Consider the following 22,420-nt stretch of genomic DNA (forward strand, 5'->3'; position numbering starts at 1 on the left):
ATCGTGTGGCAAGCGCGACCCTGCCCGGGTCAGCCGTCGGCCGTGCCGCCGGTCAGCAGCAGCTCCGCCAAGGGCGTACGCGCGTGGTGCACCGAACGGCCCGTGCGGGTGGTGGTGAGGAGACCAGCGGCACGTAGCGCCGAGGCGTGGGCTGAGGCCGTGGCGTTGCTGACGCCGATACGCCGCGCCAGTCCCGTGGTCAGGGCAATCGGTCGCACAGGTGAGCCGCCCGTAGCGCGAGCCACACCTCGGTGAGGTCGGCTGTCGATGACAGGTTCTTGCCGCTGAGTCCGGCGAACCGGCGCAGGCGGTAGAGCAGGGTGTTGGGGTGGATGTGGAGTGCGCGCGCCGCCTCCTCGGTGGACCGGTCCCGCTCCAGCCAGGTCAGTGTCGAGAGGAGCAGTGCGCTGCCGTGCTCGGTGTCGTACCGCAGCACCGGGCCGAGCACTTGGTCCACCAGCCCGTGCAGGACGGAGGGGTCGTCGTGTAGCCAGCGTTCCGTCATGTCGTCGCTGAACACCACCATGGATTCGCCCGAGGCACCCGCCCGCCGGAGCGCCAGAACGGCTTCGCGGCGGGCGAGGCCCAGGGTGGCGCCGGGAGTGAAGGGGCGTGAGACGCCGGCTCTGGTGCGGGGCACGGCTGTGAGGGTGGAGCGGGCGTCGGGGGAGTCGGCGAGGAGCACGTACAGCCCATCGCGGCGGCGCAGCACCAGGTGGGGAACGGCAGAGTCGTCAAGGGCCTGCACCACCGCCGCGTCGTCGAGCGGTCCGTCGTCCGCTCCGTCGAGGACGGCGAGGAGGGTGGCCGCGTCGGCGGGGAATCCCAGCCGGGTGAGGTGCCGGCGGGCGGTGTCCGGGTCCAGGGCGACCTGGAGGAGTTCCGCGAGCGTCTCCGCCCCCTGGCGGCGAAGCGTCTCACGCTCGTGGCGCACCATGGACACCTGCAGTGCCGCGACGGTCGCTATGTGCTGGACGACACCGAGGCCGGCCGGTACCACGCCTTCCGCTCTCCGGTCACCCTGCCGTTCCAGGGCCAGCAGGTATCCGGCGGGTCTGCCGGGCGCTGGTACGGGCAGGACGTAGCCACCGGGGACGGTCGGGGCGGGGTCGGCTGAGTCGGGCAGCAGCGCTGCGTGCCGCGCGGCGGGAACGGGTACGCCTGGCAGCAGGGGGCCTCCGGCGGGCGTGCACAGGTAGAGCGAGTAGCCGGACAGCCGCTCCAGCCTGCGGAAGAGTTCCGCGGCGGTGAGGTCCTCGGCGGCGAGCCAGCGCAGGGCACCGAAGACCTGGAGCTGTGCACCCAGTTGACGCCGGGCGTCGGCCTGCAGGGCGGCGGCCACCTCCTGGGCCACGGCGATGAAGGGCACCTGCAAGGGCAACTCAAGCACCGGCAGGGACCGTTCCTCGGCCGTGGACAGGAACTCCTGCCGCAACGGGGGAACGTGGAGGTGGGCGGAGAGGGCGAGCGCGGACACGCCGGCGTCGGCCAGCCGCTCGACGTAGGCGCGCTGCCGGACGGCGGTCCGGGGGATCGCAATACCCGTCGTCATGATCAGCTCCGCGCCGAGGAGCCACGGGGAGGGATCCTCCAGCTCGCTCACGTGCGCCCATGACACAGGCCGGTGCAGCCCGTCCTCACCGGCCAGGACGCGAAGCTGGAGGCCGGGGGAACGCACGAGGTCGTGGACCCGGAGGGCGGCTGTCGGTGCTGTCATCGCGCACATGCTGCATCGTGGCGCCCCACAAAGGAAGGGGTCGAGTTTGAGCGTTGCACAATTGCCGCCCGGCTCACGGTGACCGCACACTCAGGCCCTCCGGTTCCGGGTCGTGGTGTCCCGGAGTGAACGGCAACGGGAGGGTCCATAGTGATCCGGACTGACCAGCGCTCAAATACCCTGCACAGCGGCGCGGATGTCATCGAAAGCCTCTCCATCCAGCACGTCCCCTTCGCCGAACGGCACGGCAAGCTGTGGAAACAGGGCCCCTTCTGGTTCCAGGGGAACTTCCAGCCCTTCACCCTGTCCCTCGGCTTCATCGGCCCCGGGCTCGGCCTGTCCATCGGATGGACGGTACTGGCCAGTGCACTCGGGCTCGTGGTGGGCACCTTCTTCATGGCGTTCCACGCCAGCCAGGGCCCGCAGCTAGGACTACCCCAGATGATCCAGTCCCGGGGCCAGTTCGGCTACCGGGGGGTGATCGTGCCCCTGGCGGCAACGCTGTTCACCTTCGTCGGCTTCAACATCGTCGACACGATCATCATCGACAACGGTCTGAACGCCGTGTTCGGCTGGGACGTCACCGCCGTCGGGGTCGGCATCACCGTCGCCGCGGTGGTCCTGGCCGTGTACGGACACGACTGGCTCCACCGGGCGTTCCAGGTGCTCTTCTGGTGCTCGGCCCCGTGCTGGCTGATGTTGTCGATCGGCATCCTCAGCGGCCGGGTGACCGGCCCCGCCGACGCCGCCCCGGTTGCCGGCGGCTTCACGCTGGTCGCCTTCATGGTGCAGTTCACCGCCGCCGCCGGCTACAACATCTCGTACGCCCCGTACGTCTCCGACTACTCGCGCTATCTGCCGCGCGACACCCCGACGTCCCGCATCGTCGCCTCCGTCTTCGGCGGCGCCGCGGGTTCGCCGATGTGGCTCATCCCCATCGGCGCCTGGATGGCCGCCACCCTCGGTGTGAACGACCCGCTGGCCGGCACACGCGACGCCGGGGACCAGGTGGTGGGCGGCCTGGGCGCCGTCCTGACCGTACTGTCGGTGCTCGCGCTGGTGGCGACCATGGGGCTCAATGCCTACAGCGGCATGCTCACGGTCCTCACCGGAATCGACTCGGTCCGCCCGCTCCGCCCCGGCCGCCGGGCCCGGGTGCTGACCATCGTCGGCCTCGCCGTCGTCTGGTGCGCCGTGGGCCTGGGCGTCTCGGCCGACTTCTCCACCGCCTTGGGCAACGCCCTGCTGCTCATGCTGTACCTGCTCATCCCGTGGACCGCGGTGAATCTGGTCGACTACTTCTTCGTCCGGCGCGGCCACTACGCCATCACCCACCTCTTCCGCACCGACGGCATCTACGGCACTTGGGCCTGGCGCGGTCTGCTGGCCTACGGCACGGGCCTGCTTCTGATGGTGCCGTTCATGGTGATGGGCCCCTTCACCGGGCCCGTCGCCCAGGCCCTCGGCGGGGTCGACGTGGCGTTCGTGGTCGGGCTCGCCGTTTCCGGGACCCTGTACTACGCCCTGACGCGCGGGATGGACCTCTCGGCGGAGGAACCCGCGGTGGCCGCCAGCGAGCGTGAACTCGCCCAGCGGGAACCGGCGGCCGCCGACGCCGCGCCGCTCCCGGCGCAGGTCGCCGGCAGCCGAACGGCTTCGGCGGACGGGCTCCCGCCCGTGGAGGGCCTCCCGGCGGTGGACCGATGAGCGCCGACGCCGAAGCCGAGGTACGGGCCGCCGCCGCCGACCTGGTGGCCGCCTTCGCCGCCCACGACACGGACCGCTACTTCGCGGCCATCGCCGAGGACGCCACATTCCTCTTCCCCACGCACCCCGGCCTCCTCGCCACCCGAGCCGCTTACGAGGCCGCGTGGCGTGCCTGGGAGCTGGACGGGTTCCGCGTGCTGGGCTGCCGTACGGACGACACCGAGGTACGCGTCGTCGCCGACGGCCTGGCCCTGCTGACCCACCGGGTGCACACCCGCCTCGCCGCGAAGGACGCCGCCGACGGCGAAGAAGTGCGGGAGCGGGAGACCGTCGTCTTCCGGCGGTTCTCGGACGGGCGCTGGCTCGTCGTCCACGAACACCTCTCGCCCGAGCCGTGATACCGGCTCCCCGACTCGGTCGGGAGGGCAGGCCACGGGCACCGCGCCCGGGCCACACGGCATCATCCACCACAGGAAGGACAGTCATGAGACGCACAGCACGGAGCGGACGCACGGCCCGCACCTGGATCGCCGCGGCGGCGATGGCACTCGGCGCGCTGCTGGCCACCGGCACCGGCCCGGCCTCGGCCACCGACGGCCCGACGGATCTGCTACCCGCCCTCGAACCGCTCCAGCGGGAACTCGCGGACAACGATCTGGTCCGTGAGCCCGTCACCGGCATCACCTGGCTCCGCTTCACCGGCGCGCCCGCGAACCTCGGCACCGGCGCACTGGAGGTAACCGGGCGGCGCACCAGGGAGGAGGCGGCCGCCGCCACTCCCGGAAACAATGTGTTGCCTGCCTACCAGCGGATCACCCACTCTGACGGTTCCTCCTACGAGGTGCCCGTCGGGCAGATGACGTACCACGACGCGCACAAGCACTTCCACATGGAAGGCATCTCCCGCTACCGGCTCATCAACGCCGCCGGCCAGGTGGTGCGGGAGTCGCCGAAGGTGGCGTTCTGCCTGGTCGACCTGGAGATCGCGGACTCCACGCTCCCCGGCACCCCGGTCAACCCCGTCTACAGCTCCTGTTCGCACAACGCCAACGCGACGTCCCTGACGATGGGCATCTCCGTCGGCTGGGCGGACGTGTACGCCAAGGATCTGGTCGGGCAGTCCTTCGACGTCAGCGCGCTGATGAATCTCCCGCCGCAGGAATACACGCTGGAGATGACGACGAACCCGCTCGGCGTCCTGCACGAGTCCAACCGGACCGCCCCCAGGACCACATCCGTGAACGTCACGATCGGCCAGGGAGTACCGGTGGGGGTCGGCGGCCCGCGTCCGGGCGCCTGACCGGAGCTGCATCCGGCATACAGCGAACCGTCCCTACGCGAAGCCGACTTCCGCGTAGGGACGGTTGTCCCGATGCCGCCAAGCCGGCGGATTACGTACGTAGTACGTCAACGCAGTCGATGTCGCCGTCCCGCTGGTGCGGCGCCATTAGCTACATCGACACTGGGAGGACTGGCTTTAGCTGACCACCGTGATCGACATCGCATCCCGCCGCCTGATCGGCCTGATCGGCCTGATCGGCTGGGCCACCGCAGACTACCTGGGCTCCCTGGCCGCCGACGCCCTCACAGCCGCCTGCCACCAACGCCGGCCCGGTCGTCTTGCATCCCGGCTGGCCAGCCAATACACCAGCCACGAATACGCGCGCCTCGCCGCCGCCCACAACATCCCGCTCGCCGTCGGGCGCACCGGCGTGTGCCGGGACCTCGGACCCGACGCCCGTTGTCCTGCTCGTGCTGGCCTGAAGAACAGCCAGAGACGGCCTTCCGTACAGAGCCTTGCTCAGTGCGGCCAAGGACGGCGCGCCATCACCTTTACCGTCGCGGTCGCGGTAGGTGCGGCACGACAGGCTTGGGACAGCACCCACGACGGCGAACGGGTCGATGCCGTCAAGGAGAATCGTGGGGGAGCCGGTCATACCCCAGCGCACGGCGTCGGCCTCCTCGCGTACCTCGACCCGTTCCACCTGTGCGATCCGCCCGGCCAGCGCGGCGGTGATCTGCACGATCCTCACCCGGCGGGACGTACGGTGCGTGCCGATCGCGCTGGTCGTCGGCACGCTGCTGTCCCTCGTGAACCAGGGCGGGCGTCAGCGCGGCGGGGCCCACTCCTTGATCAGGGCCTCGGCCGTGGTGATGGTCGCGACGAGCGCGAGGGAGTTGCGGATCACTTCGGCGGTGTAGGCGGCGGGCACCCCGGTGACGGCGTCCGACGGGACCACGACCTGGTAGCCGAGGTTCACGGCGTCGAAGACAGTGTTCGGGATCGCGATGTTCGATGAGACCCCGGTGACGACGAGCGTGCGGATGCCGAGGTTGCGCAGCAGGGCGTCCAGATCGGTGCCGGCCATCGGGGAGAGCCCGTGCAGCCGCCGTACGACCAGGTCCCGCGCACCCACCTCGATGGGCGCCGCGACCTCGACCGCCCGGCTGCCGGTGAGCTGGCGCACCGGCAGTCTCCCGGCGGCCCGGAACAGCCGCGCGTTGGAATTGGCCCCCAGCCCGTCCGGGCGCCGCTCCGCGACCGCGTGCAGCACCTGTACGCCGGCCCCGTGCGCGGCGTCGACCAGCGCGGCCACCCGCCCCAGCATCCCCGAGTCCCGGGCCTCCTCGGCCAGCTCGGGCAGGGCGCTCTCCTCGCCGACGACGCCGTTCTGGCATTCGACGGTGAGCAGCGCGGTGGTGGCGGGATCGAGTTCCGGCATGGCTCCCCCTGGCGTGGCGGCCGAAGAGCCCTCATGATTCCTGACACATAGTCAGATGTGAAGGGGTGCGGGACGGATGGACGAGACACGCGTGGACGGGACGCAGCGGCGGGGCCGCCGCATCATGATGACCGACGAGGAAGTGGACGCCTTCCTGCGCGAGCAGCGCACCTGCCGGGTGGCGACGGTCTCGCCGGACGGGCGCCCGCACGTGGGCGCCCTGTGGTTCGCCTGGGACGGCAGCTCGCTGTGGCTGTACTCGATCACCCGCAGCCGCCGCTGGTCCGACCTGCGCAAGGACCCGAGGATCTCGGTGGTCGTGGACGCAGGCGAGGCCTACGACGAACTGCGCGGGGTCGAACTCTCCGGCTCCGCGGTGTTCGTGGGCGAGGCCCCGCGCACCGGTGAGCCGTGCCCGGAGCTGGCGGAGGCCGAACGGATCTTCCCCGTCAAGAACTTCGGCATCGAGGAGATGCCGCACGACGGGCGGCACGCCTGGATCCGCCTCACCCCGGAGTCGATCGTCTCGTGGGACTTCCGCAAGCTCTAGGAACCCGTCTGGACGTTGAGGGCGGCCACTTGGAGGGCCTCGACGGCGGCCCGGATCGAGGGCCGCCGGTCGGCGTCCGCCCGCCAGACGACGTACACATGGCGGCGCACGGCGTCGCTCACCGACAGCAGCCGGACCCCGTCGGGCACGGGACCGCGGCCCAGCCGGGGCGCCACGCTCACCCCGAGCCCGGCCTCCACGAAGGCCAGCTGGGTGTGGTGCTCCTCGGCGATGTGGGCGATGCGCGGCTCGATTCCCATGCCGCGCAGGGTGGAGACCAGCCACTCGTGGCAGAACTGACCCTCGTTCCAGGAGACCCAGTCGTCGTCGGCGAACTCCGCGAGGGAGATCTCGGCGCGGTCCGCCAGCCGGTGGCCGTTCGGCACCGCGATGTCCACGGAGTCGTCGAGGAGGTGCGCCCGGGTGAGCTCGGCGGGCACCGGCATCCGCTTGTTGTGCCAGTCGATGGCCAGGGCCAGGTCGAGGTCGCCGCGGACGACCGCCGCCATACTCTCCTCGGGCTCCATCTCCCGCACCAGGGCCCGCAGTTCCGGATGCCCGGCGCGCAACGCGGTCAGCGCCTTGGGCAGCAGCCCGCGCATGGCGGTCGGGAACGCGCCGATCCGAAGCTCCCCGACGGCGCAGCCCCGCTGGGCCTCGACGTCGGCCTGGGCGAGCTCCACCTGGGAGATGATCCGGGCCGCGTGATCGGCGAGCAGGCGCCCCGCGTCCGTGAGCCGGACCCCACGCCCGTTCTTGGCGAGCAGCGGCTGGCCGATCTCCCGCTCCAGCTTGGCCATCTGCTGGGACACTGCGGAGGTGGTCACGTGGAGTCCCTCCGCAGCGCCGCTGACCGAGCCGTGGCGGGCGAGGGCGTCGAGGGTACGCAGGCGCTCCAGATTCAACATGTAAGCGATGCTACGTCGTCACAGCCAAGAAATCTCGCTTGTCCTACGAGGTTCAGGCCAGCAGAGTAGCCGTCATGAGCGCACCCGCCACTCCACGCCCCACCCCCTCCCCGCCGACGACGCCGAACCGCCGGGGCGCCACCGCCACAGGCGCCGGCACAGGCACCGGCACCACCACCGGCACCCGCACCGGCCTGGACTGGCGCCTGCGCTTCGCGCTCCTCTCGGTGATCTGGGGCTTCAGCTTCCTCCTGATCAAGGTGGGCACGGAGGCGTACGCGCCCTTCCAGGTCGCTTTCGGCCGGGTCCTCTTCGGTGCGCTCGCCCTCCTCGCCGTGCTCCTGTTCCGCCGCGAGCCCCTCCCCCGCGGCCGGCGCACCTGGGCCCACCTGACGGTGGCTGCGCTCCTGCTCAACACCGCCCCGTTCTCCCTGTTCGCCTATGCGGAACTGAGCATTCCGTCCAGCCTGGCGGGCATCTGCAACGCGACCTCGCCGCTGTGGGGCATGGCGCTGTCGATGGTCGCGCTGTCCGAGGACCGCCCGACGCGCCGCCGCTTCGCGGGCCTGGGCCTGGGTTTCCTCGGCGTGCTGACCGTCCTCGGCGCGTGGCAGGGCTTCTCGGGCGTGGACGCCAAGGGCACCGCTCTCGCGCTGCTGGCCTCGCTGTGCTACCCGATCGGCTGGATCTACGTCCGCCGCACCCTGGCGTCCGCCCCTGGCTCCCCGGTGGCCCTGACCGGTGCGCAGCTCCTGATCTCCACGCTCCAACTTCTCCTGGTCAGCACCCTCTTCACCTCCGCCCCGGCCGGCTTCCCCCTGTGGCCCACCCTCTCGGTGATCGCCCTGGGCGCGCTCGGCACGGGCATGGCCCTGCAGATGCAGTACGGCCTGGTGGCGGAGGTCGGCCCGACCACCGCCCAGATGGTCACGTACTTCATCCCGGTCATCGCCACGACGGCCGGCGTCCTGCTGCTGGGCGAACAGCTCCACTGGAACACCCCGGTGGGCGCGGCCATCGTCCTGGCCGGCGCGGCCCTCACCCAAACCCGCCGCGAATAGCCCGGCCGGCAGGCCGACGGACGGGCAGGCCGGGACACGGGAGCCGGGAGCCGAGGCGGCAACCCCCAGTTCCCCACCCCGCCGGCCGGGGCCGGCCCCTGGTGCACGGAGGGAGCGGGGGGTCAGTCGAAGCGGCCGCCGACCACCGGGCGTACCGCCGTGGCCAGCGCGTCCGCGAGCCCCGCCACCTCCCCGATCCGCAACCCGGACACGGTCACCCGCACGCCCGGCCCCGACTCCACCCGGAACCGGCGGCCCGGAGCCACCCCCCACCCCGAGGCCATGAGCCTCGTCACCACCCCGGTCTCATCGGCAACCGGCACCCACACGTTCATCCCGGTGCGCCCATGGGCCCGCACCCCCCGCTCCAGCAGCGCCGCGACCAGCCCGTCGCGCCGCTCCCCGTACGACCGGGCCACCGCCGCCCGGTCCACCGCGTCCCCGGTCCACAGCTCCACCACCGCGTACTGGAGCAGCCGACTCACCCACCCGGGCCCCAGCCGCTGCCGCCCCCGCACCCGGTCGAGCGTCACCGCGTCGCCCGTCAGCACCGCGAGCCGCAGGTCCGGCCCGTACGCCTTCGCGGTGGAACGGGCCAGCGCCCAGTGCCGCGTCACACCGCCGAGCGCATGCAACGGCACATCGACGATGCCGTGCCCGTGATCGTCCTCGACCACCAGCGCCTCCGGATGCCGCGTCAGCACCGCCCGCAGCTCGGCCGCACGCCCCGCGCTCACCGCCGCCCCCGTCGGGTTCTGCGCCCGCGACGTCACCACCAGGGCTCGCGCCCCCTCCCGCAGCGCCCGCTCGACCTCCGCGGCCACCGGCCCCTCGTCGTCCACCGCCACCGGTACCACCCGAAGGCCCAGCGCCGCCGCCAGGTCCAGCACGCTCCCCCATCCCGGGTCCTCGATGGCGATCGCGTCCCCCGGCCGCAGATGCCCGGACAGCACCCGCTCGATCCCGTCCAGCGCACCCGAGGTCACCGCCATCGGCCCGTCCGGCACCCCGTCCGCGTCGAAACCGGCCCGGGCCAGCCGTGCCAGCTCCGGCACCACCGGGTCGTCCCCGTACAGCGTCGGCGCCTGCGCGTACCGCTCCGCGGCGACGGCCAGCGCCCTGTCGAGCGGAGGCAGTAGCCGCACATCCGGGTTGCCCGAGGCCATGTTCCGCACCCCGGGCGGCATCGCCATCCGCAGTTCGTCCCTCGGCGCGCTGGCCGGCCGCCCGCGCACCCTGCTGCCGCGCCGCCCGTCCGTTTCGATCACCCCGCGCTCGCGCAGCGTCCGGTACGCGGCGGCCACGGTGTTCGGGTTCACCCCCAGCACACCGGCCAGCTCCCGCATCGGCGGCAACAGCGCCCCCGGCGCGAGCGCGCCCGATCCCACACCCGCTTCGACACTGGCCGCGATATCCGATGCGCGGCGCCCGGTAATCCGATAGTCTCCTAGCACAAACCCAAGTATGCACTAGTACAACGGAGCCCGCACCATGAGCGCCACCACCGAGACGCACGAGACGAACGAGACGCCCGCGGCGTACGAGCCCACCGACCGCACCGTCCCGAGCCGCTCCCGCGACCGGGCGCGCTACGACCGCGAGACGGTGCACTCGATACTCGACCAGGCCTACCTCTGCCACCTCGGCTTCGTCCGCGACGGCGCGCCGGTGGTCCTGCCGACCCTGTTCGGCCGGGTCGGCGAGACCCTCTACATCCACGGCTCGACCGGCTCCCGCCCGCTCCTCGCCGCCGGCAAGGCGGACCCGGGGCTGCCCGTCTGCTTGACCGTGACGCACGTGGACGGCCTGGTGCTGGCCCGCTCGGCCTTCCACCACTCGATCAACTACCGCTCGGTGGTCGTGCACGGCACCGCCTACGAGGTCACCGACGAGGCGGAGCGCCGGATGGCCCTCGACGCCCTGGTCGACCACGTCGTGCCGGGCCGCTCGGCCGATTCCCGGCCGGCCAACGCCAAGGAGCTCGCGGCCACGGCCGTGATCCGCCTGGACCTCAACGAGGTGTCCGCGAAGCTCCGTACCGGCGGCCCGAACGACGACGCCGAGGACCTGGCCCTGCCCTACTGGTCGGGCGTGGTCCCCGTCGTGCCGGCGTACGGAACCCCCGTCCCGGCCGCCGACCTGGCCCCGGGCATCGCCACCCCGGACTACCTCGCGGCGCTCTGACCGGCTCCCTGACCGGCGCTCCGACCGGCTCCCTGACCAGCGCTCCGACTGGAGCTCTGACCGGAGCTGTCAGCCCTGGCGACGGGCCGCACCCGCGGCCCGTCCGCCGGGCGCCGCGCCTCGGCCGCGATGAGCGCGCCCACGGCCGTCAGCAGCAGTACGGTGCCCAGCACCACGGCGGCCGTCAGCCGCTCCCCGAGCACCAGGACGGCGATCACCGCCGCGCTCACCGGCTCGATCAGCATGATCACGGACACGGTCGCGGCCCGCACCGAGGCGGCCCCGGTGAAGTAGAGCCCGTAGGCCAGGGCGGTCGGCACGGTGGCGACGTACACCAGCAGCCAGAGCACCCGCCCGAGTTCGGCGGTGTGCGGAAGCAGCCCCTCCACCGCGGCGAGCGGCAGCAGACACACCGACCCCACCCCGACCGACCACGCGGTCGTGACCAGCGGGTCCCCGCCCGCTCCGCGCTGCCCGAGCCACCGGGCCCGGAGAGTCATCCCGGCGTACCCGGCGGCCGACAGCAGCGCCCAGCCGACCCCGAGCGGCCGGACCTCGCCGCCCCCGCTGCCCAGTACCAGCACGGCCAGCCCGCCGAGCGCCCCGACGACGGCGACGGCCCCGCCCCGGCCGAGCCGCTCGCCCATCCAGTACCGCGCCCCGAGCGCGATCAGCACCGGCCCGGCGCCGAGGGTGACCACGGTGCCGACCGCGAGGCCGGTCTCGCGCACGGCGCCGAAGTAGGCGGCCTGGAAGACGGTGAACATCAGGCCGGTCCCGATCAGCGACGCCACCGACGGGCGCGGACGCCTCGGTCCTCGGGGCCGGGGCACGGCGAGCACCGCGAGCAGCACCACCAGCCCGCCGGCGCACCGCCAGAACGACAGGGCGAGGGGGCCGAGGTCACTGGCCAGGAAGAGCAGGGAGGCCGCCACTCCGGCGGTGCCCCAGGCGGCTCCGGCGACGACGAGGTACAGCAGACTGCGCCCTGAAGCGGGCGAATGGTTCGACACGTGAAGTCTCCGCGCATGCGTGAAGGATGAAAGATGCAGGTCATCGCTTCGCGGGCAGCGCTCACCCGCCCGGGTACTCCCGGGCCGGGTGCTCGTCGTGTGTGGCAGCCGCCCGCGCTAGGCGGCGGGAGGCGGAAGCACGGTCGAAAGCATGATCGCCACCCTAGGCCGTCGTCGTCTCGCGGTCCAGTACGACCGGATCCGCCGCCCCCGGCGGGGTCGGCCGGGCCGACTGGGCGATGAAGGCCCCGGTCAGCACCAGCGCACCGCCCACGATCTGCGGTGTCGAGAGGTGCTCGCCCAACAGCACCCACGCCAGCACGGTGGCGATGACCGCCTCGAGGCAGGCCACGACACCCGCCACCTGAGGCGAGAGCTTGCGCACCGAGACCACCCCGGTCAGGTACGCGAAGACGGTCGCGATCAGGATCACCCAGCCCAGCAGCACCAGCGCGGGCAGCGCGGTGTCGCCCATCGCGGCCTGCCCGCCCAGCACCTGCCAGTCCATCTCCCAGGGCCGGGCGATGACCGTCATCACCAGGGCCCCGACGATCATGCCGTACGCGATCACGCCGAGCGGGTCGGGAACGTCGTCCCCGTCCGTGCCCTGGTCGGCGAAGACGAAGTAGAAGGCCTGGCAGCAGGCCGCGGCGATGCCGAGCAGCACGCCGAGCGGGTCCAGGCTCAGCCCGGCCCAGATCTCGACCACACAGGCGAGGCCCACGACGGCCACCGCGGCGCCGGCCGCGGCCGCCCGCGTGACCGGCTTGCGCTGTACGAAGCGGATGTAGCCGAGCAGCAGCGCCGGGCCCAGGTACTCCAGAAGCAGGGCCACGCCCACCGGGATCCGGGACAGGGAGGCGAAGTAGAAGGCCTGGACCCCGGCGACGGCGACGAGCCCGAAGCCGGCCAGCAGGAGGGGCTTGCGTCGCACGAGATCGCGGTGCCGCCAGGCCAGCGGGGACAGCACGAGGGCCGCCCCGGCCACCCTGAGCCAGACCATGTGCAGCGGGTCCAGACCCGCCTCGATCAGCGGCTTCGCCGCGACACCCGAACCACCGAACGCACACGCCGAGACGAGGGCGAGGCCCAGTCCGGCGTTCTTCCCTGACGCTTGCATCGGGCCATCATGACAGGGCCCGTCAGTAGCGTCACAGGCGTGACACCTGTTGAGACACGGCCGAGACCCACCGTGACCGGGCCCGCAATTTCTGACAGGTCGTCAGTATTGAATGTTCCACCCGCCGGGACTACGTTCCGCCGCACGTACCCGACGAGAAGGGGTGGTCGCATGGCCGAAGTCACCGCGGAATCACGCATCGAGGCGCCCGCCGCGAAGCTCTGGGCCCAGCTGACGGACTGGGCGGCGTACGGCCAGTGGAGCATGACCCACACCAACTTCCCCAAGGGCGGCCCCGAGACCCTCGCGGTCGGGGCCACCTTCGAGGAGAACATGAAGATGATGGGCTTCCCGGCCGAGGTCGCCTGGACCGTCTCGGAGCTGGAGACCGAACGCCTCTTCGCCATCACCGGCAAGGGGCCGATGGGCGTGGCCATCCTCACCCGGTACACCCTGACCCCGGACGGCGACGCCACCACGGTGCGGATCGACGGGGAGTTCAACGGAGCCGCCGTCTCCCTGATGGCGGGCAAGCTCAAGGACTCCGCCACCGCCGCGCTGAACGAGTCGCTGCGCAAGCTGGCCGGCCTGGTCGCCTGACCCGGCCCGCACGCATCCATATGTACGCCAGCACGTACGCCGGCGCGCCCCGCGAGGTTTCCCGCGGGGCGCGCCGGCTGACATACCGGCCGGCTCAGTGCTCGTCGGCCAGGATCAGGTAGAGCTTCTTGCGGGCGTCGTTGATCACCGCGACGGCCTTGTCCCGCTGCTCGGGCGAGCCGGTCTTCCAGACCTGCGCGAAGGCCTCCATCAGGCCGAAGCCGGCCGTGCGGATCTCGCTCATCGCCTCGCGGTCGAAGCCGCGCCCCGCTTCTTCCCAGGGGGCCGCGGAGCCCGCCTCGGCCTCGGTGCGCCCGGCGTCGGTGAGCGTGAACAGCTTCTTGCCGCCCTCGCTCTCGCTGGTGATGAGCCCTTCGTCCTCGAGCAGCTGGAGGGTCGGGTAGACCGAGCCCGGGCTGGGCTTCCAGGCCCCGCCGCTGCGCTCGCTGATCTCCTGGATCATCTCGTAGCCGTGCATCGGCCGGTCGGCGAGCAGCGCCAGGATCGAGGCGCGCACGTCCCCCCGCCTGGCCCGGCCCCGCGGTCCGCCGCGGCCGCCCCGCCCACCGAAGGGGCCGCCACCGAAGGGCGGTCCGAACGGCCCGAAGGCGGCGCGCCGCCCCTGGAACTCCTCCCGACGGTCCGGCCCGCAGTGGCCGTGGCCCCGTCCGTGTTCATGCCCGTGGCCGTGTCCGTGCTGTCCGCGTGAACGCATGACTGCGCTCCTTTCGTCATTGGTCATTCGTCGGTCCTGTCGTCGGGGCCCATGCCATCGGCTCCGATGCCTCAACTATCGCTGATCGGTCGCGATGCGTCAACGATATATCGGAAACTAACTTACGACTGGGCCAGCAAGCCCCGATCGGTTGTGACCTGTGCCAGTGAACGTTGACCGATTGCCCGTGAAGGATGACGACTTGCAGATTCGTTTCAGCCAAGAACGACGTTGGTGGTGGTTCGCACTGGCAGGTCTCGTTAGGATCTCCTGATCATGGACGTGATGACGGGGAACGAGATGATCGCCATCCCGCCGGGGCAGGTGACGCTGTCGGACCGGCGGACACAGCGCAGTTGGTCGGTCGAGCTTGCGCCCTACCAGCTCGCGGCATCCCCGGTCACCCAGGCGTTGTACGCACAGATCACAGGCCAGCGGCCGAGTACCACCCCTGGGGACCAGTTGCCCGTCGAGTGCGTCTCCTGGTGGGACGCGGCGCGGTTCTGCAACGCCCTGTCCCAGTGCGCCGGGTTCACGCCCGCGTACCACTTCCGTGCCGAGGGCGAAGGTATCGAGTGGGACGCGTCCGCCGACGGGTATCGACTGCCGACCGAAGCCGAGTGGGAGCACGCCTGCCGTGCCGGTACTGCAGGACCGCGTTATGGGGAGCTCGACGAGATCGGCTGGTACCGCGGTAACTCGCACGAGCGCATCCACGAGGTGGGCGGCAAACGCCCCAACTCGTTGGGGCTTTACGACATGCTCGGCAACGTCTGGGACTGGTGCTGGGACGTCTACGACGCCGAGGTCTATGGCGCCTACCGGGTGCTCCGTGGCGGTGGTTGGTTCGATGAGCACTGGAGTTGCCGGGCCTCCGCGCGGCGCCGCAGCCACCCGACTTTCCAGGTCGACGACGTAGGCTTCCGCATCGCGCGTTCCCTCGTGTGACGACCGGTTCCCGCCCGTCCTCAGACGCAATGTCCGCCGATCGGACGGCCTGGGCCCGATCATCTGAGACATCGAGCGAATCGGACCCGTTCCGTCGAGACATGGACCAGATCGTCAGATTCAGTGGCACAAACTAACGTTGATCATCCTTCGGTGGCAATCGATCAACGTTCACTGGCACAGGTCAGTTGACCTGTGACAGCGAACCTTGATCTGTTGCCACCGAAGAAGTGGTGATGCCTGTGACCTGCAGCGACCAGAAGAACTGAGACGCTGTGACGCTGGAAATCTCAGTGAATCTGGTCCCGGACGCACGGTTGCCCGGTGCCGTCTCAGTTGATCTGGTCCGTCGCTGCTGTTCCGGTTAGGGCCGGAGCTTCCGTGCCTGCGGGTCGAAGCAGTTGAGGTCCATCGACGCAGCAACCTCCGCCGCATAGGCAGACGCTTCCTCGGCCATGCTCCAGCGCATGGGGAAGTAGATCAGCGGGCTGCTGGCCTCCCCGATCACATAGTGGCGCGTGCTGTTCACCGAGACGCCGGATGTCATTGAAGTTCGACCGGTTGCTGCTCTACGTTCGCGGCTGTTGGGCTTGCGAGGGGCGGGACGACGGTGGCCACACCTGTACGGGCATTCGGTGACGAGGCGCTTTCGGCGTTTGAGCTAGGACGCGCCGGCTCAGCTGGGCAGTGCGTCCTCCAACTGCGTCTGCTCCGCCTCGCTCAGCTCAAGCTCGGCCGCCTTGGCAGAGTCCTGGATCGATGCCGGGCGGCTGGCGCCGGGCACCGGGATCACCGCCGGGGAGCGGGTCAGCAGCCAGGCCAGGGCGATCTGCTGCGGGCTGACGCCGTGCTCGGCCGCGATGCGGTGGAAGGCGGTGCTCGCAGCGGTCGTGCCGGAGGGTCCGTCGAGGGAGCTTCGGGAGATGCCGCCCAATGGGCTCCAGGGCAGGAAGGCCAGCCCGAGCTGCGTACTCAGCCGCAGCTCGGGCTCGCTGTCGCGGACTGCAGGGGAGTACTCGTTCTGTACGGAGACGAGGCCGTCGCCGAGGATCGCGTGCGCCTCGCGGATCTGGCCGGTGGTGACGTTGGAGATCCCGGCGGCGCGGATGGTGCCGGTGTCGAGCAGCTCGCGCAGCGCGCCCACGGACTCCGCCCAGGGCACGTCCGGGTCCGGCTTGTGCAGCTGGTACAGGCCGATGGCCTCGACGCCCAGGCGCTTCAGGGAAGCTTCGGCGGCGCGCTTGAGGTGGGCGGGGGTGGCGGTGACGGTCCAGCTGCCGTCGCCGGGCCGGCCGCGGCCGCCCTTGGTGGCGACGAGGAGGCGGGAGGTGTCGCCGCCGTAGCGGGCCAGGGCGCGGGCGATGAGGAGTTCGTTGTGGCCGGCTTCGCCGGCGTGCCAGTGGTAGCTGTCGGCGGTGTCGATGAGCGTGACCCCGGCGTCCAGGGCGGCGTGGATGGTGGCGATGGCCCGCTGTTCGTCCGGGCGGTGCTCAATGGACAGCGGCATGGCGCCCAGGCCGATGGCGCTGACGGTGGTGTCTGCGATGGTGCGGTACTGCATGGTGTGTCTGTTCCTCAGGTGGTGGGGGCGGCGGATGCGTCGAGGGCTTCGGCGACGGCACCGGGGAGCCAGTCGGTGGTGTGGGAGAAGGAGAAGCCCAGTTCTTTCGCGCGGGCGTTGCTCATGGCGTAGTGGCGGTCGAAGGAGAACGGCGAGGCCGGCTCGCCCGCGGCGGCGCTCCGGTACAGGGCCTTCCTGCCGGCCTGTTCGGCGATGACAGCACCCAGGTCGTAAACGTCGAGTGGACCGTCGGAGCAGGCGTTGATCGGGCCGGTGACGTCGGTGAGCGTGGCCGCCCACAGCAGCAGGTCCGCCAGCTCCTCGTAGTGGATGAAGACCGTGGGCAGCGCCTCGGCGTGCACGGCGATCTGCGTGCCCTGGGTGACGTGCTCGACGTAGTGCGCCAGCCGGCCGGTGAACTCCGCCGCGCCGCCACCGAGCACGTGGGCACTGCGCACGGCGGCGAAAGCGAACCCGTGATGCTGGGCGAAGACGGCCTCCGCCTGGCGCTTGCCTTCGGCGTAGTGCGCCTCCAGGTACGCCGCGTCGTGCCACGGCAGGTCCATGGCCACCAGCCATGTCGACGGGTCCACGACCTCCTCCAGCACCGGCGTGCCGGGTAGGACGGCCGGCAGTGCGGCGGTCGCCGGGTCGTAGACCTCGATGGTGGAGGTCATGACGTAGCGCCGGGTGCGGCCGCTGAAGGCGCGAGCGGCGATCGCGGCCTGCACGGGGGTGTAGCAGACCTGGTCGACGACCACGTCGAAGGTGCGGGAGCCGAGCGCGGCGATCAGGGCAGCCTCGTCGTTGCGGTCTACAACGAGGTGTTCGACACCGGGTGGCGGCGGGGTCGATCCGCGGTTAATCACCGTGACCTGGTGGCCGGCGGCCTGCAGGCGCTGGACCAGGAGCTTGCCGAAGTACCGGCTTCCGCCGATAACGCAGATCTTTCGCATGCCTCCATCCTGGACACCTACAGTCATCAGCAGAAGTGCCCACCTACTGGATACGTATTAAGGAATACTGTTGATCGATGTGCAGCGGCTGCGTGTCCTGCGGACGGTGGCGGAGCACGGCAGTTTCAACCAGGCGGCGGCAGCCCTCCATCTCACCCCCTCGGCTGTGTCCCAGCACGTCGCTGCGCTGGAGCGCAGCCTCGGCGCCCAGGTCGTGGCGCGCAGCACCCGCGGAGTCACGCTCACCCCGGCCGGTCGGATCATGGTCGGGGCCGCCGAGTCGGTCGCCGCGGAGCTCGAACACGCCAAGCAGCAGGTCGACCGGCTCGGTAGCGGCCGCACCCAGCTCACCATCGCCACCTTCACCAGCGGCGGCAGGCTCCTACTACCCGGCGCACTCGCCCGCCTCACCACCGCCCATCCCGAGACCGTGGTCCACGTCAGGGAGAGCGAGCCCGAGGACAGCCTGCCACTGGTCCGCCAGGGCGCCGTAGACCTCGCCCTCGCCTATCACTTCGACGGCCCGCTGCCCGGCCGGCCGGGCCCGAGCTCCAGCCTGGCGTGGACCGCACTCATGGAAGACCCCCTGCATATCGTGCTGCCCGACGCCCATCCTCTGGCCGGCCGCGAGACACTCGACATCGCTGAGCTGGCAGCCGAGCCCTGGGTACTCGGCTGCCTCAAGACCGAGACGTACCTGCGCCGCTACGCCGAACGCGCTGGCTTCGACCCGGAGGTGCGCGGCACGACAACGGACTACTTCTTCGCCCGCTCGCTCGTCGCTGCGGGCATGGGAATCTCGCTGGTCCCCTCCATCGCGCAGACTCCGCAGATAGCAGGACTACGCACCGTCCCCATCGCGCCGCCGACTCCGATCCGGCACATCGGCGTTGCCACGATCCTCCGCCGCGACCACGCCCAGGTCAGGACACTGGTACAGGCCCTCCAGGAACAGGCAGCAGCGCTGGACGAAACCTGACACACACAGCACGATCTGGCCTCATTCATCCGTACACAGCTGAGGAAGTCCGTGTGTACCCCTACGGTCGGCGGATGCGCCTCCGAATCGTCGACGCCTTCACCGACCGGCCCTTCCGCGGCAACCCCGCCGGAGTCCTGCTCTTCGAGAGCGGGTTCCCCTCGGACGCCTGGCTCCAGCAGGTCGCCACCGAGGTCAACCTGTCCGAGACGGCTTTCGCCCACCCCCTCCCGCCCGGCGGGGACGCCGACTGGGCGCTGCGCTGGTTCACCCCGACCAACGAGGTCGACATGTGCGGCCACGCCACCCTCGCCACCGCCCACGTCCTGGCGGCGAGCGGCCTCGCGACCGGGCTGATCCGCTTCACCGCGCGCTGCGGGATCCTCACGGCAGAGGTCGCCGAGGACGGGACCATCACCATGGACTTCCCGACGTCCTCACTGACGGCGGTCGAGACGGTGGCCGAGGTACAGCGTGCCCTGGGCGCCGAGATCGCGTCGGTCCACGACACGTCCGCGCACATCGGCGACCTGGTGGTCGAGCTGGCGGACGAGCGGACCGTACGCGAGCTCACCCCCGACCTCACCGCCCTGCGCGGCTACGCCCGGCGCGGAGTGATCGTCACCGCGGCCGCCGAGGACCCCTCACGGGGGTACGACTTCGTCTCGCGCGGCTTCTTCCCGGCCTTCGGCATAGACGAGGACCCGGTCACCGGCAGCGCCCACACCGCCCTCGCCCCCTTCTGGGCCGCGCGGCTGGGCCGCACCGAACTCGTCGGACTCCAGGGCGGAGCGCGCACCGGCCTGGTCACGGTCCGGCTCACGGGCGACCGTACGCTCCTGAGCGGCAACGCCGTCACCGTCATCGACGGCACACTGCTCACCCGGCCCCAGGACGGTTAAGGGGTCGGCAGCCAGCCCACCTTGCCCGCCAGCAGCGCGTACCCGCCGAAGGCCACGATGTCGAGAAGGGCGTGCGCGACGACCAGCGGCCCCACCCGGCCCCATCGGCGGTACGCCAGCACGAACACGGCGCCCATCACCGCATTGCCGATGAAGCCGCCGATGCCCTGGTAGAGGTGGTACGAGCCGCGCAGCAGCGAGCTGGCCAGCAGCGCGGCCATCGGCGACCAGCCCAGCTGACCGAGCCGGCGCAGCAGGTAGGCCAGCACGATGACCTCCTCCACCACGGAGTTCTGCAGCGCGGAGAGGATCAGCACGGGGAACTTCCACCACACGTCGGGCAGCGCCTCCGGCACCACCGTCAGGTTGAAGCCGGTGGCCCGCGCCACCAGGTAGAAGGCCAGCCCGGCGCTCCCGATCCCGGCGGCCACCAGCGCGCCCCGGCCCAGGTCCCAGCCCGGCCGGGTGCGGTCGAAGCCCAGCACCCGCAGCCCCGGCGCGCCCTCCCGGGTCAGCAGATGGGCGACCAGCAGCACCGGCACCAGCGCGGTCCCGATGCCGAACAGCTGCCAGGCCAGGTCCAGCCAGGGCCGGCCGGGCGCGTACGAGCCGTTGAGGGTGGCGGCCTGGTCCTTGAGGCCGCCCGGCTTGGTGAGCGCGCCGATGAAGCTGATCAGCGCCGAGACGCCGCTCGCACCCAGCGACAGCGCCAGCACAAGCAGCGTCTCGGTCCGCAGGAACCCGCGCCCGTCCGCGCGCAGCTCCCCGGCCAAAGGCCCCGACTCCGTCCGCACGCCCGACTCCCGTCCCGCCGTCCTCTTCCGACCACCCCATACTGCCTCGTCGGCGGGGGAACGGGATCACCGGACGGGATCGAACGCCCGGCCGGGCGGACTCAGCGCCCGACCGGCACCGACGCGTTCACCTCCTGCTCCGCGAGACCGACGGGCCAGGTGTGCACGGGATCGCCCTTGTGCATCAGCTCGCTGTACCGGCGGGTGGTCGCGGCCAGCGCGGCGTCCCGCTCCAGCCCCGCCGCCAGCGCCCGGTGGTAGGTGTCCACCTGCCAGGTCGCCCCGTTCACCCGGCGCCGGCACCGCTCCTCGATGATGCCGAGGTAGTAGTCCCGGTCGGCGGGCTCGATGCCCCACGCGTCCAGTCCGGCCGCCGCCATCGGCAGCAGCTCGTCCAGCACCAGCCGTACGGCGGGCACGCTCGCCAGTCCCCCGCCCCGCCCCCGGCGCGGCCAGCGCAGCCGCGCGTCGATCCCGTAGCGGCAGGCCGCGTCGAAGTTGGCCTCCGCCTCGGCGAACGGCAGCCGGCTCCACACCGGGCGCTGCTCGTCGGCGAGGGTCCGCACCAGCCCGTAGTAGAACGCGGCGTTGGCCACGACATCGGCCACGGTCGGCCCGGCCGGCAGCACCCGGTTCTCCACCCGCAGATGCGGCACACCGTCGGCGACCCCGTACACGGGCCGGTTCCACCGGTAGACCGTGCCGTTGTGCAGCACCAGCTCCTGAAGGCTCGGAACCCCGCCCTCGGCGAGCACCCGCAGCGGCTCCTCCTCGTCGCATATCGGCAGTAAGGCAGGGAAGTAGCGGACGTTCTCGGCGAAGAGTTCGTACGCCGAGTCCACCCAGCGCTCCCCGAACCAGGTGCGCGGCCGTACCCCCTGCGCCTGGAGCTCGGGCGGCCGGGTGTCGGTGGCCTGCGTGAACAGCGGCGGCCGCGACTCCCGCCACAGCTCTCGCCCGAACAGGAACGGCGAGTTGGCGCCGACGGCTATCTGGACGGCGGCCAGCGCCTGCGCCGCGTTCCACACATCCGAGAACCGCGCCGGAGTCACCTGCAGGTGCAGCTGTACGGAGGTGCAGGCGGCCTCCGGCACGATCGACCCGGAGCTCCAGGTGAGCCGCTCGACGCCGTCGATGTCGAGGGTGAAGTCCTCCCCCCGCATCATCAGGATCTGCTCGTTCAGCAGCGAGTAGCGGTCCACCGCCGAGAGGTTGGCGGTGACCAGGTCGGAGCGGGTGATCGTCGGCAGAATCCCGATCATCACCACGCCCGCGTCGATCTCCAAGGCCTGCCGGTGGGCATAGCCCAGCCCCGCACTCAGTTCCTCGGCGAGCTGGTCGAATACCCGGCCGCCGAGCCGGTGCGGAAGTACGTTTACCTCCAGGTTGAACATTCCGAGTTCGGTCTGGAAATCGGGGCTCGCAATCCGCTCCAGAACCTGGGCATTCACCATTCTCGGCAACCCGTCGGCACCCGCCAGATTCAGCTCGATCTCCAGCCCCATCATGTTCTTGGGGCGATCGAACCTCTTCTCCTCCAGAAGCCGCTCCAGCCCCTCCAGGCACTCGTGAAGCTTCCTCCGATACCGTTGCCGATCGGACAGGTCGAATCCGCCTGCCACGACCTTCTCCCCCATCGAAGCGTCCCTCCTCGAGTGGGCCTGGCCCTGGGCACCCAGGCGCGCGTTACGGTCGATGATGCCCCGGCGGCGTGATCGATAACGCCGAGGGGGCGCGCGTGGCGGGGAGCGCGCGCCGGTTTGGCCGACAGGCGCTATGGCACATTCACCTGGCAACTCTCTCCGCGCAAATTCCGTGTAGACATTGCCGGTTCCGGATAACCGACGCTTTCCAGCCGAGCCCCCGTCCGGTAACCTCCGAGGTCAGCGCGGGTTGTTCACGCGCAACCGGCATGAATGCCATGACAGCGGGACCGGTAAGCGTCTTGTCGGCAATAGGCGGGACAGCTAGCCGAAACACTG

At 71.2% G+C, this 22,420-nt stretch carries 24 protein-coding genes; 10 read left to right on the forward strand and 14 right to left on the reverse strand.

Features of this window, described 5'->3' with window-relative positions:
- Positions 1-29: 29 nt before the first annotated feature.
- Together J7I97_RS12465 and J7I97_RS12470 are read right to left on the reverse strand one after the other, a co-directional pair.
- Entirely contained in the window at positions 30-218 is a 189-nt protein-coding gene (locus tag J7I97_RS12465) for a helix-turn-helix domain-containing protein (RefSeq protein WP_214933846.1), read from the reverse strand.
- Positions 200-1,717: a PucR family transcriptional regulator ligand-binding domain-containing protein gene (locus J7I97_RS12470; protein WP_214933848.1), complete on the reverse strand. Its 1,518-nt coding sequence runs from the start codon at positions 1,715-1,717 to the stop codon at positions 200-202. The genes J7I97_RS12465 and J7I97_RS12470 overlap by 19 nt, the downstream gene beginning before the upstream one ends.
- A 150-nt stretch (positions 1,718-1,867) precedes the next feature.
- Here J7I97_RS12470 and J7I97_RS12475 point away from each other — a divergent pair, with 150 nt between their 5' ends.
- The 3 genes from J7I97_RS12475 (at position 1,868) to J7I97_RS12485 (ending at position 4,724) form a co-directional block, all read left to right on the forward strand.
- Complete coding sequence (locus tag J7I97_RS12475; protein WP_214933851.1) at positions 1,868-3,424, forward strand: cytosine permease; 1,557 nt, start codon at positions 1,868-1,870, stop codon at positions 3,422-3,424.
- Positions 3,421-3,822 (forward strand): nuclear transport factor 2 family protein, encoded by a 402-nt coding sequence (locus J7I97_RS12480; protein WP_214933853.1) that lies wholly within the window; start codon positions 3,421-3,423, stop codon positions 3,820-3,822. Before J7I97_RS12475 ends, J7I97_RS12480 begins: the two co-directional genes overlap by 4 nt.
- An 86-nt stretch (positions 3,823-3,908) precedes the next feature.
- A complete protein-coding gene (locus J7I97_RS12485) occupies positions 3,909-4,724 on the forward strand; it encodes a lysyl oxidase family protein (protein ID WP_214933854.1) in 816 nt (271 codons plus the stop codon).
- A gap of 151 nt (positions 4,725-4,875) precedes the next feature.
- On the opposite strand, the gene J7I97_RS12490 is transcribed toward J7I97_RS12485, so the two are convergent.
- Both J7I97_RS12490 and J7I97_RS12495 read right to left on the reverse strand, forming a co-directional pair.
- Positions 4,876-5,448, reverse strand: a complete 573-nt coding sequence (locus tag J7I97_RS12490) for a hypothetical protein (protein ID WP_214933856.1) — start codon at positions 5,446-5,448, stop codon at positions 4,876-4,878.
- 84 nt (positions 5,449-5,532) lie between these two features.
- Positions 5,533-6,147 (reverse strand): cysteine hydrolase, encoded by a 615-nt coding sequence (locus J7I97_RS12495; RefSeq protein WP_214933858.1) that lies wholly within the window; start codon positions 6,145-6,147, stop codon positions 5,533-5,535.
- Positions 6,148-6,238: 91 nt separating this feature from the next.
- Between J7I97_RS12495 and J7I97_RS12500 the strand changes: the two genes are divergently transcribed.
- On the forward strand, positions 6,239-6,697 hold the full coding sequence (locus J7I97_RS12500) for a pyridoxamine 5'-phosphate oxidase family protein (RefSeq protein WP_214933932.1): 459 nt from the start codon (positions 6,239-6,241) through the stop codon (positions 6,695-6,697).
- On the opposite strand, the gene J7I97_RS12505 is transcribed toward J7I97_RS12500, so the two are convergent.
- Complete coding sequence (locus J7I97_RS12505) at positions 6,694-7,605, reverse strand: LysR family transcriptional regulator (protein ID WP_214933861.1); 912 nt, start codon at positions 7,603-7,605, stop codon at positions 6,694-6,696. The two genes, J7I97_RS12500 and J7I97_RS12505, sit on opposite strands and share 4 nt — an antisense overlap.
- Positions 7,606-7,679: 74 nt before the next feature.
- On the opposite strand from J7I97_RS12505, the gene J7I97_RS12510 reads away from it, so the two are divergent.
- Positions 7,680-8,666, forward strand: a complete 987-nt coding sequence (locus J7I97_RS12510) for a DMT family transporter (protein ID WP_214933863.1) — start codon at positions 7,680-7,682, stop codon at positions 8,664-8,666.
- Positions 8,667-8,788: 122 nt separating this feature from the next.
- On the opposite strand, the gene J7I97_RS12515 is transcribed toward J7I97_RS12510, so the two are convergent.
- Entirely contained in the window at positions 8,789-10,120 is a 1,332-nt protein-coding gene (locus tag J7I97_RS12515; protein ID WP_214933865.1) for an aminotransferase class I/II-fold pyridoxal phosphate-dependent enzyme, read from the reverse strand.
- Between the two features lie 37 nt (positions 10,121-10,157).
- Between J7I97_RS12515 and J7I97_RS12520 the strand changes: the two genes are divergently transcribed.
- A complete protein-coding gene (locus J7I97_RS12520) occupies positions 10,158-10,850 on the forward strand; it encodes a pyridoxamine 5'-phosphate oxidase family protein (RefSeq protein ID WP_214933867.1) in 693 nt (230 codons plus the stop codon).
- On the opposite strand, the gene J7I97_RS12525 is transcribed toward J7I97_RS12520, so the two are convergent.
- Together J7I97_RS12525 and J7I97_RS12530 are read right to left on the reverse strand one after the other, a co-directional pair.
- Entirely contained in the window at positions 10,832-11,863 is a 1,032-nt protein-coding gene (locus J7I97_RS12525) for a DMT family transporter (protein WP_308369251.1), read from the reverse strand. The two genes, J7I97_RS12520 and J7I97_RS12525, sit on opposite strands and share 19 nt — an antisense overlap.
- A 163-nt stretch (positions 11,864-12,026) precedes the next feature.
- Positions 12,027-12,983 carry a DMT family transporter gene (locus J7I97_RS12530; RefSeq protein ID WP_214933869.1) on the reverse strand — a complete coding sequence of 319 codons (957 nt, stop codon included), beginning with the start codon at positions 12,981-12,983 and terminating at the stop codon, positions 12,027-12,029.
- Between the two features lie 171 nt (positions 12,984-13,154).
- On the opposite strand from J7I97_RS12530, the gene J7I97_RS12535 reads away from it, so the two are divergent.
- Entirely contained in the window at positions 13,155-13,583 is a 429-nt protein-coding gene (locus J7I97_RS12535; RefSeq protein ID WP_214933872.1) for an SRPBCC family protein, read from the forward strand.
- 94 nt (positions 13,584-13,677) lie between these two features.
- Here J7I97_RS12535 and J7I97_RS12540 read toward each other — a convergent pair whose 3' ends face one another.
- Positions 13,678-14,298 carry a PadR family transcriptional regulator gene (locus J7I97_RS12540; protein ID WP_214933874.1) on the reverse strand — a complete coding sequence of 207 codons (621 nt, stop codon included), beginning with the start codon at positions 14,296-14,298 and terminating at the stop codon, positions 13,678-13,680.
- Positions 14,299-14,574: 276 nt separating this feature from the next.
- On the opposite strand from J7I97_RS12540, the gene J7I97_RS12545 reads away from it, so the two are divergent.
- Positions 14,575-15,246, forward strand: a complete 672-nt coding sequence (locus tag J7I97_RS12545; RefSeq protein WP_214933876.1) for an SUMF1/EgtB/PvdO family nonheme iron enzyme — start codon at positions 14,575-14,577, stop codon at positions 15,244-15,246.
- A gap of 364 nt (positions 15,247-15,610) precedes the next feature.
- On the opposite strand, the gene J7I97_RS12550 is transcribed toward J7I97_RS12545, so the two are convergent.
- From J7I97_RS12550 to J7I97_RS12560, 3 genes are all read right to left on the reverse strand, one after another.
- The gene (locus J7I97_RS12550) at positions 15,611-15,775 is read right to left on the reverse strand and encodes a hypothetical protein (protein ID WP_214933942.1); all 165 of its coding nucleotides are present in this window, start codon (positions 15,773-15,775) and stop codon (positions 15,611-15,613) included.
- Positions 15,776-15,922: 147 nt separating this feature from the next.
- Positions 15,923-16,807: an aldo/keto reductase gene (locus J7I97_RS12555; RefSeq protein WP_214933878.1), complete on the reverse strand. Its 885-nt coding sequence runs from the start codon at positions 16,805-16,807 to the stop codon at positions 15,923-15,925.
- Between the two features lie 14 nt (positions 16,808-16,821).
- Positions 16,822-17,763, reverse strand: coding sequence for an NAD-dependent epimerase/dehydratase family protein (locus tag J7I97_RS12560; RefSeq protein ID WP_214933880.1), 942 nt, complete (start codon positions 17,761-17,763; stop codon positions 16,822-16,824).
- Between the two features lie 70 nt (positions 17,764-17,833).
- Here J7I97_RS12560 and J7I97_RS12565 point away from each other — a divergent pair, with 70 nt between their 5' ends.
- Both J7I97_RS12565 and J7I97_RS12570 read left to right on the forward strand, forming a co-directional pair.
- Positions 17,834-18,742: a LysR family transcriptional regulator gene (locus J7I97_RS12565; protein ID WP_214933882.1), complete on the forward strand. Its 909-nt coding sequence runs from the start codon at positions 17,834-17,836 to the stop codon at positions 18,740-18,742.
- Positions 18,743-18,816: 74 nt separating this feature from the next.
- The gene (locus J7I97_RS12570) at positions 18,817-19,644 is read left to right on the forward strand and encodes a PhzF family phenazine biosynthesis protein (protein ID WP_214933884.1); all 828 of its coding nucleotides are present in this window, start codon (positions 18,817-18,819) and stop codon (positions 19,642-19,644) included.
- On the opposite strand, the gene J7I97_RS12575 is transcribed toward J7I97_RS12570, so the two are convergent.
- Together J7I97_RS12575 and J7I97_RS12580 are read right to left on the reverse strand one after the other, a co-directional pair.
- On the reverse strand, positions 19,641-20,438 hold the full coding sequence (locus J7I97_RS12575; RefSeq protein ID WP_214933886.1) for a CPBP family intramembrane glutamic endopeptidase: 798 nt from the start codon (positions 20,436-20,438) through the stop codon (positions 19,641-19,643). The two genes, J7I97_RS12570 and J7I97_RS12575, sit on opposite strands and share 4 nt — an antisense overlap.
- Before the next feature lie 101 nt (positions 20,439-20,539).
- Entirely contained in the window at positions 20,540-22,075 is a 1,536-nt protein-coding gene (locus J7I97_RS12580) for a glutamate-cysteine ligase family protein (protein WP_214933889.1), read from the reverse strand.
- Positions 22,076-22,420 lie beyond the last annotated feature (345 nt).

The sequence above is a fragment of the Streptomyces sp. ISL-87 genome (assembly GCF_018614095.1).
Lineage (GTDB): Bacteria > Actinomycetota > Actinomycetes > Streptomycetales > Streptomycetaceae > Streptomyces.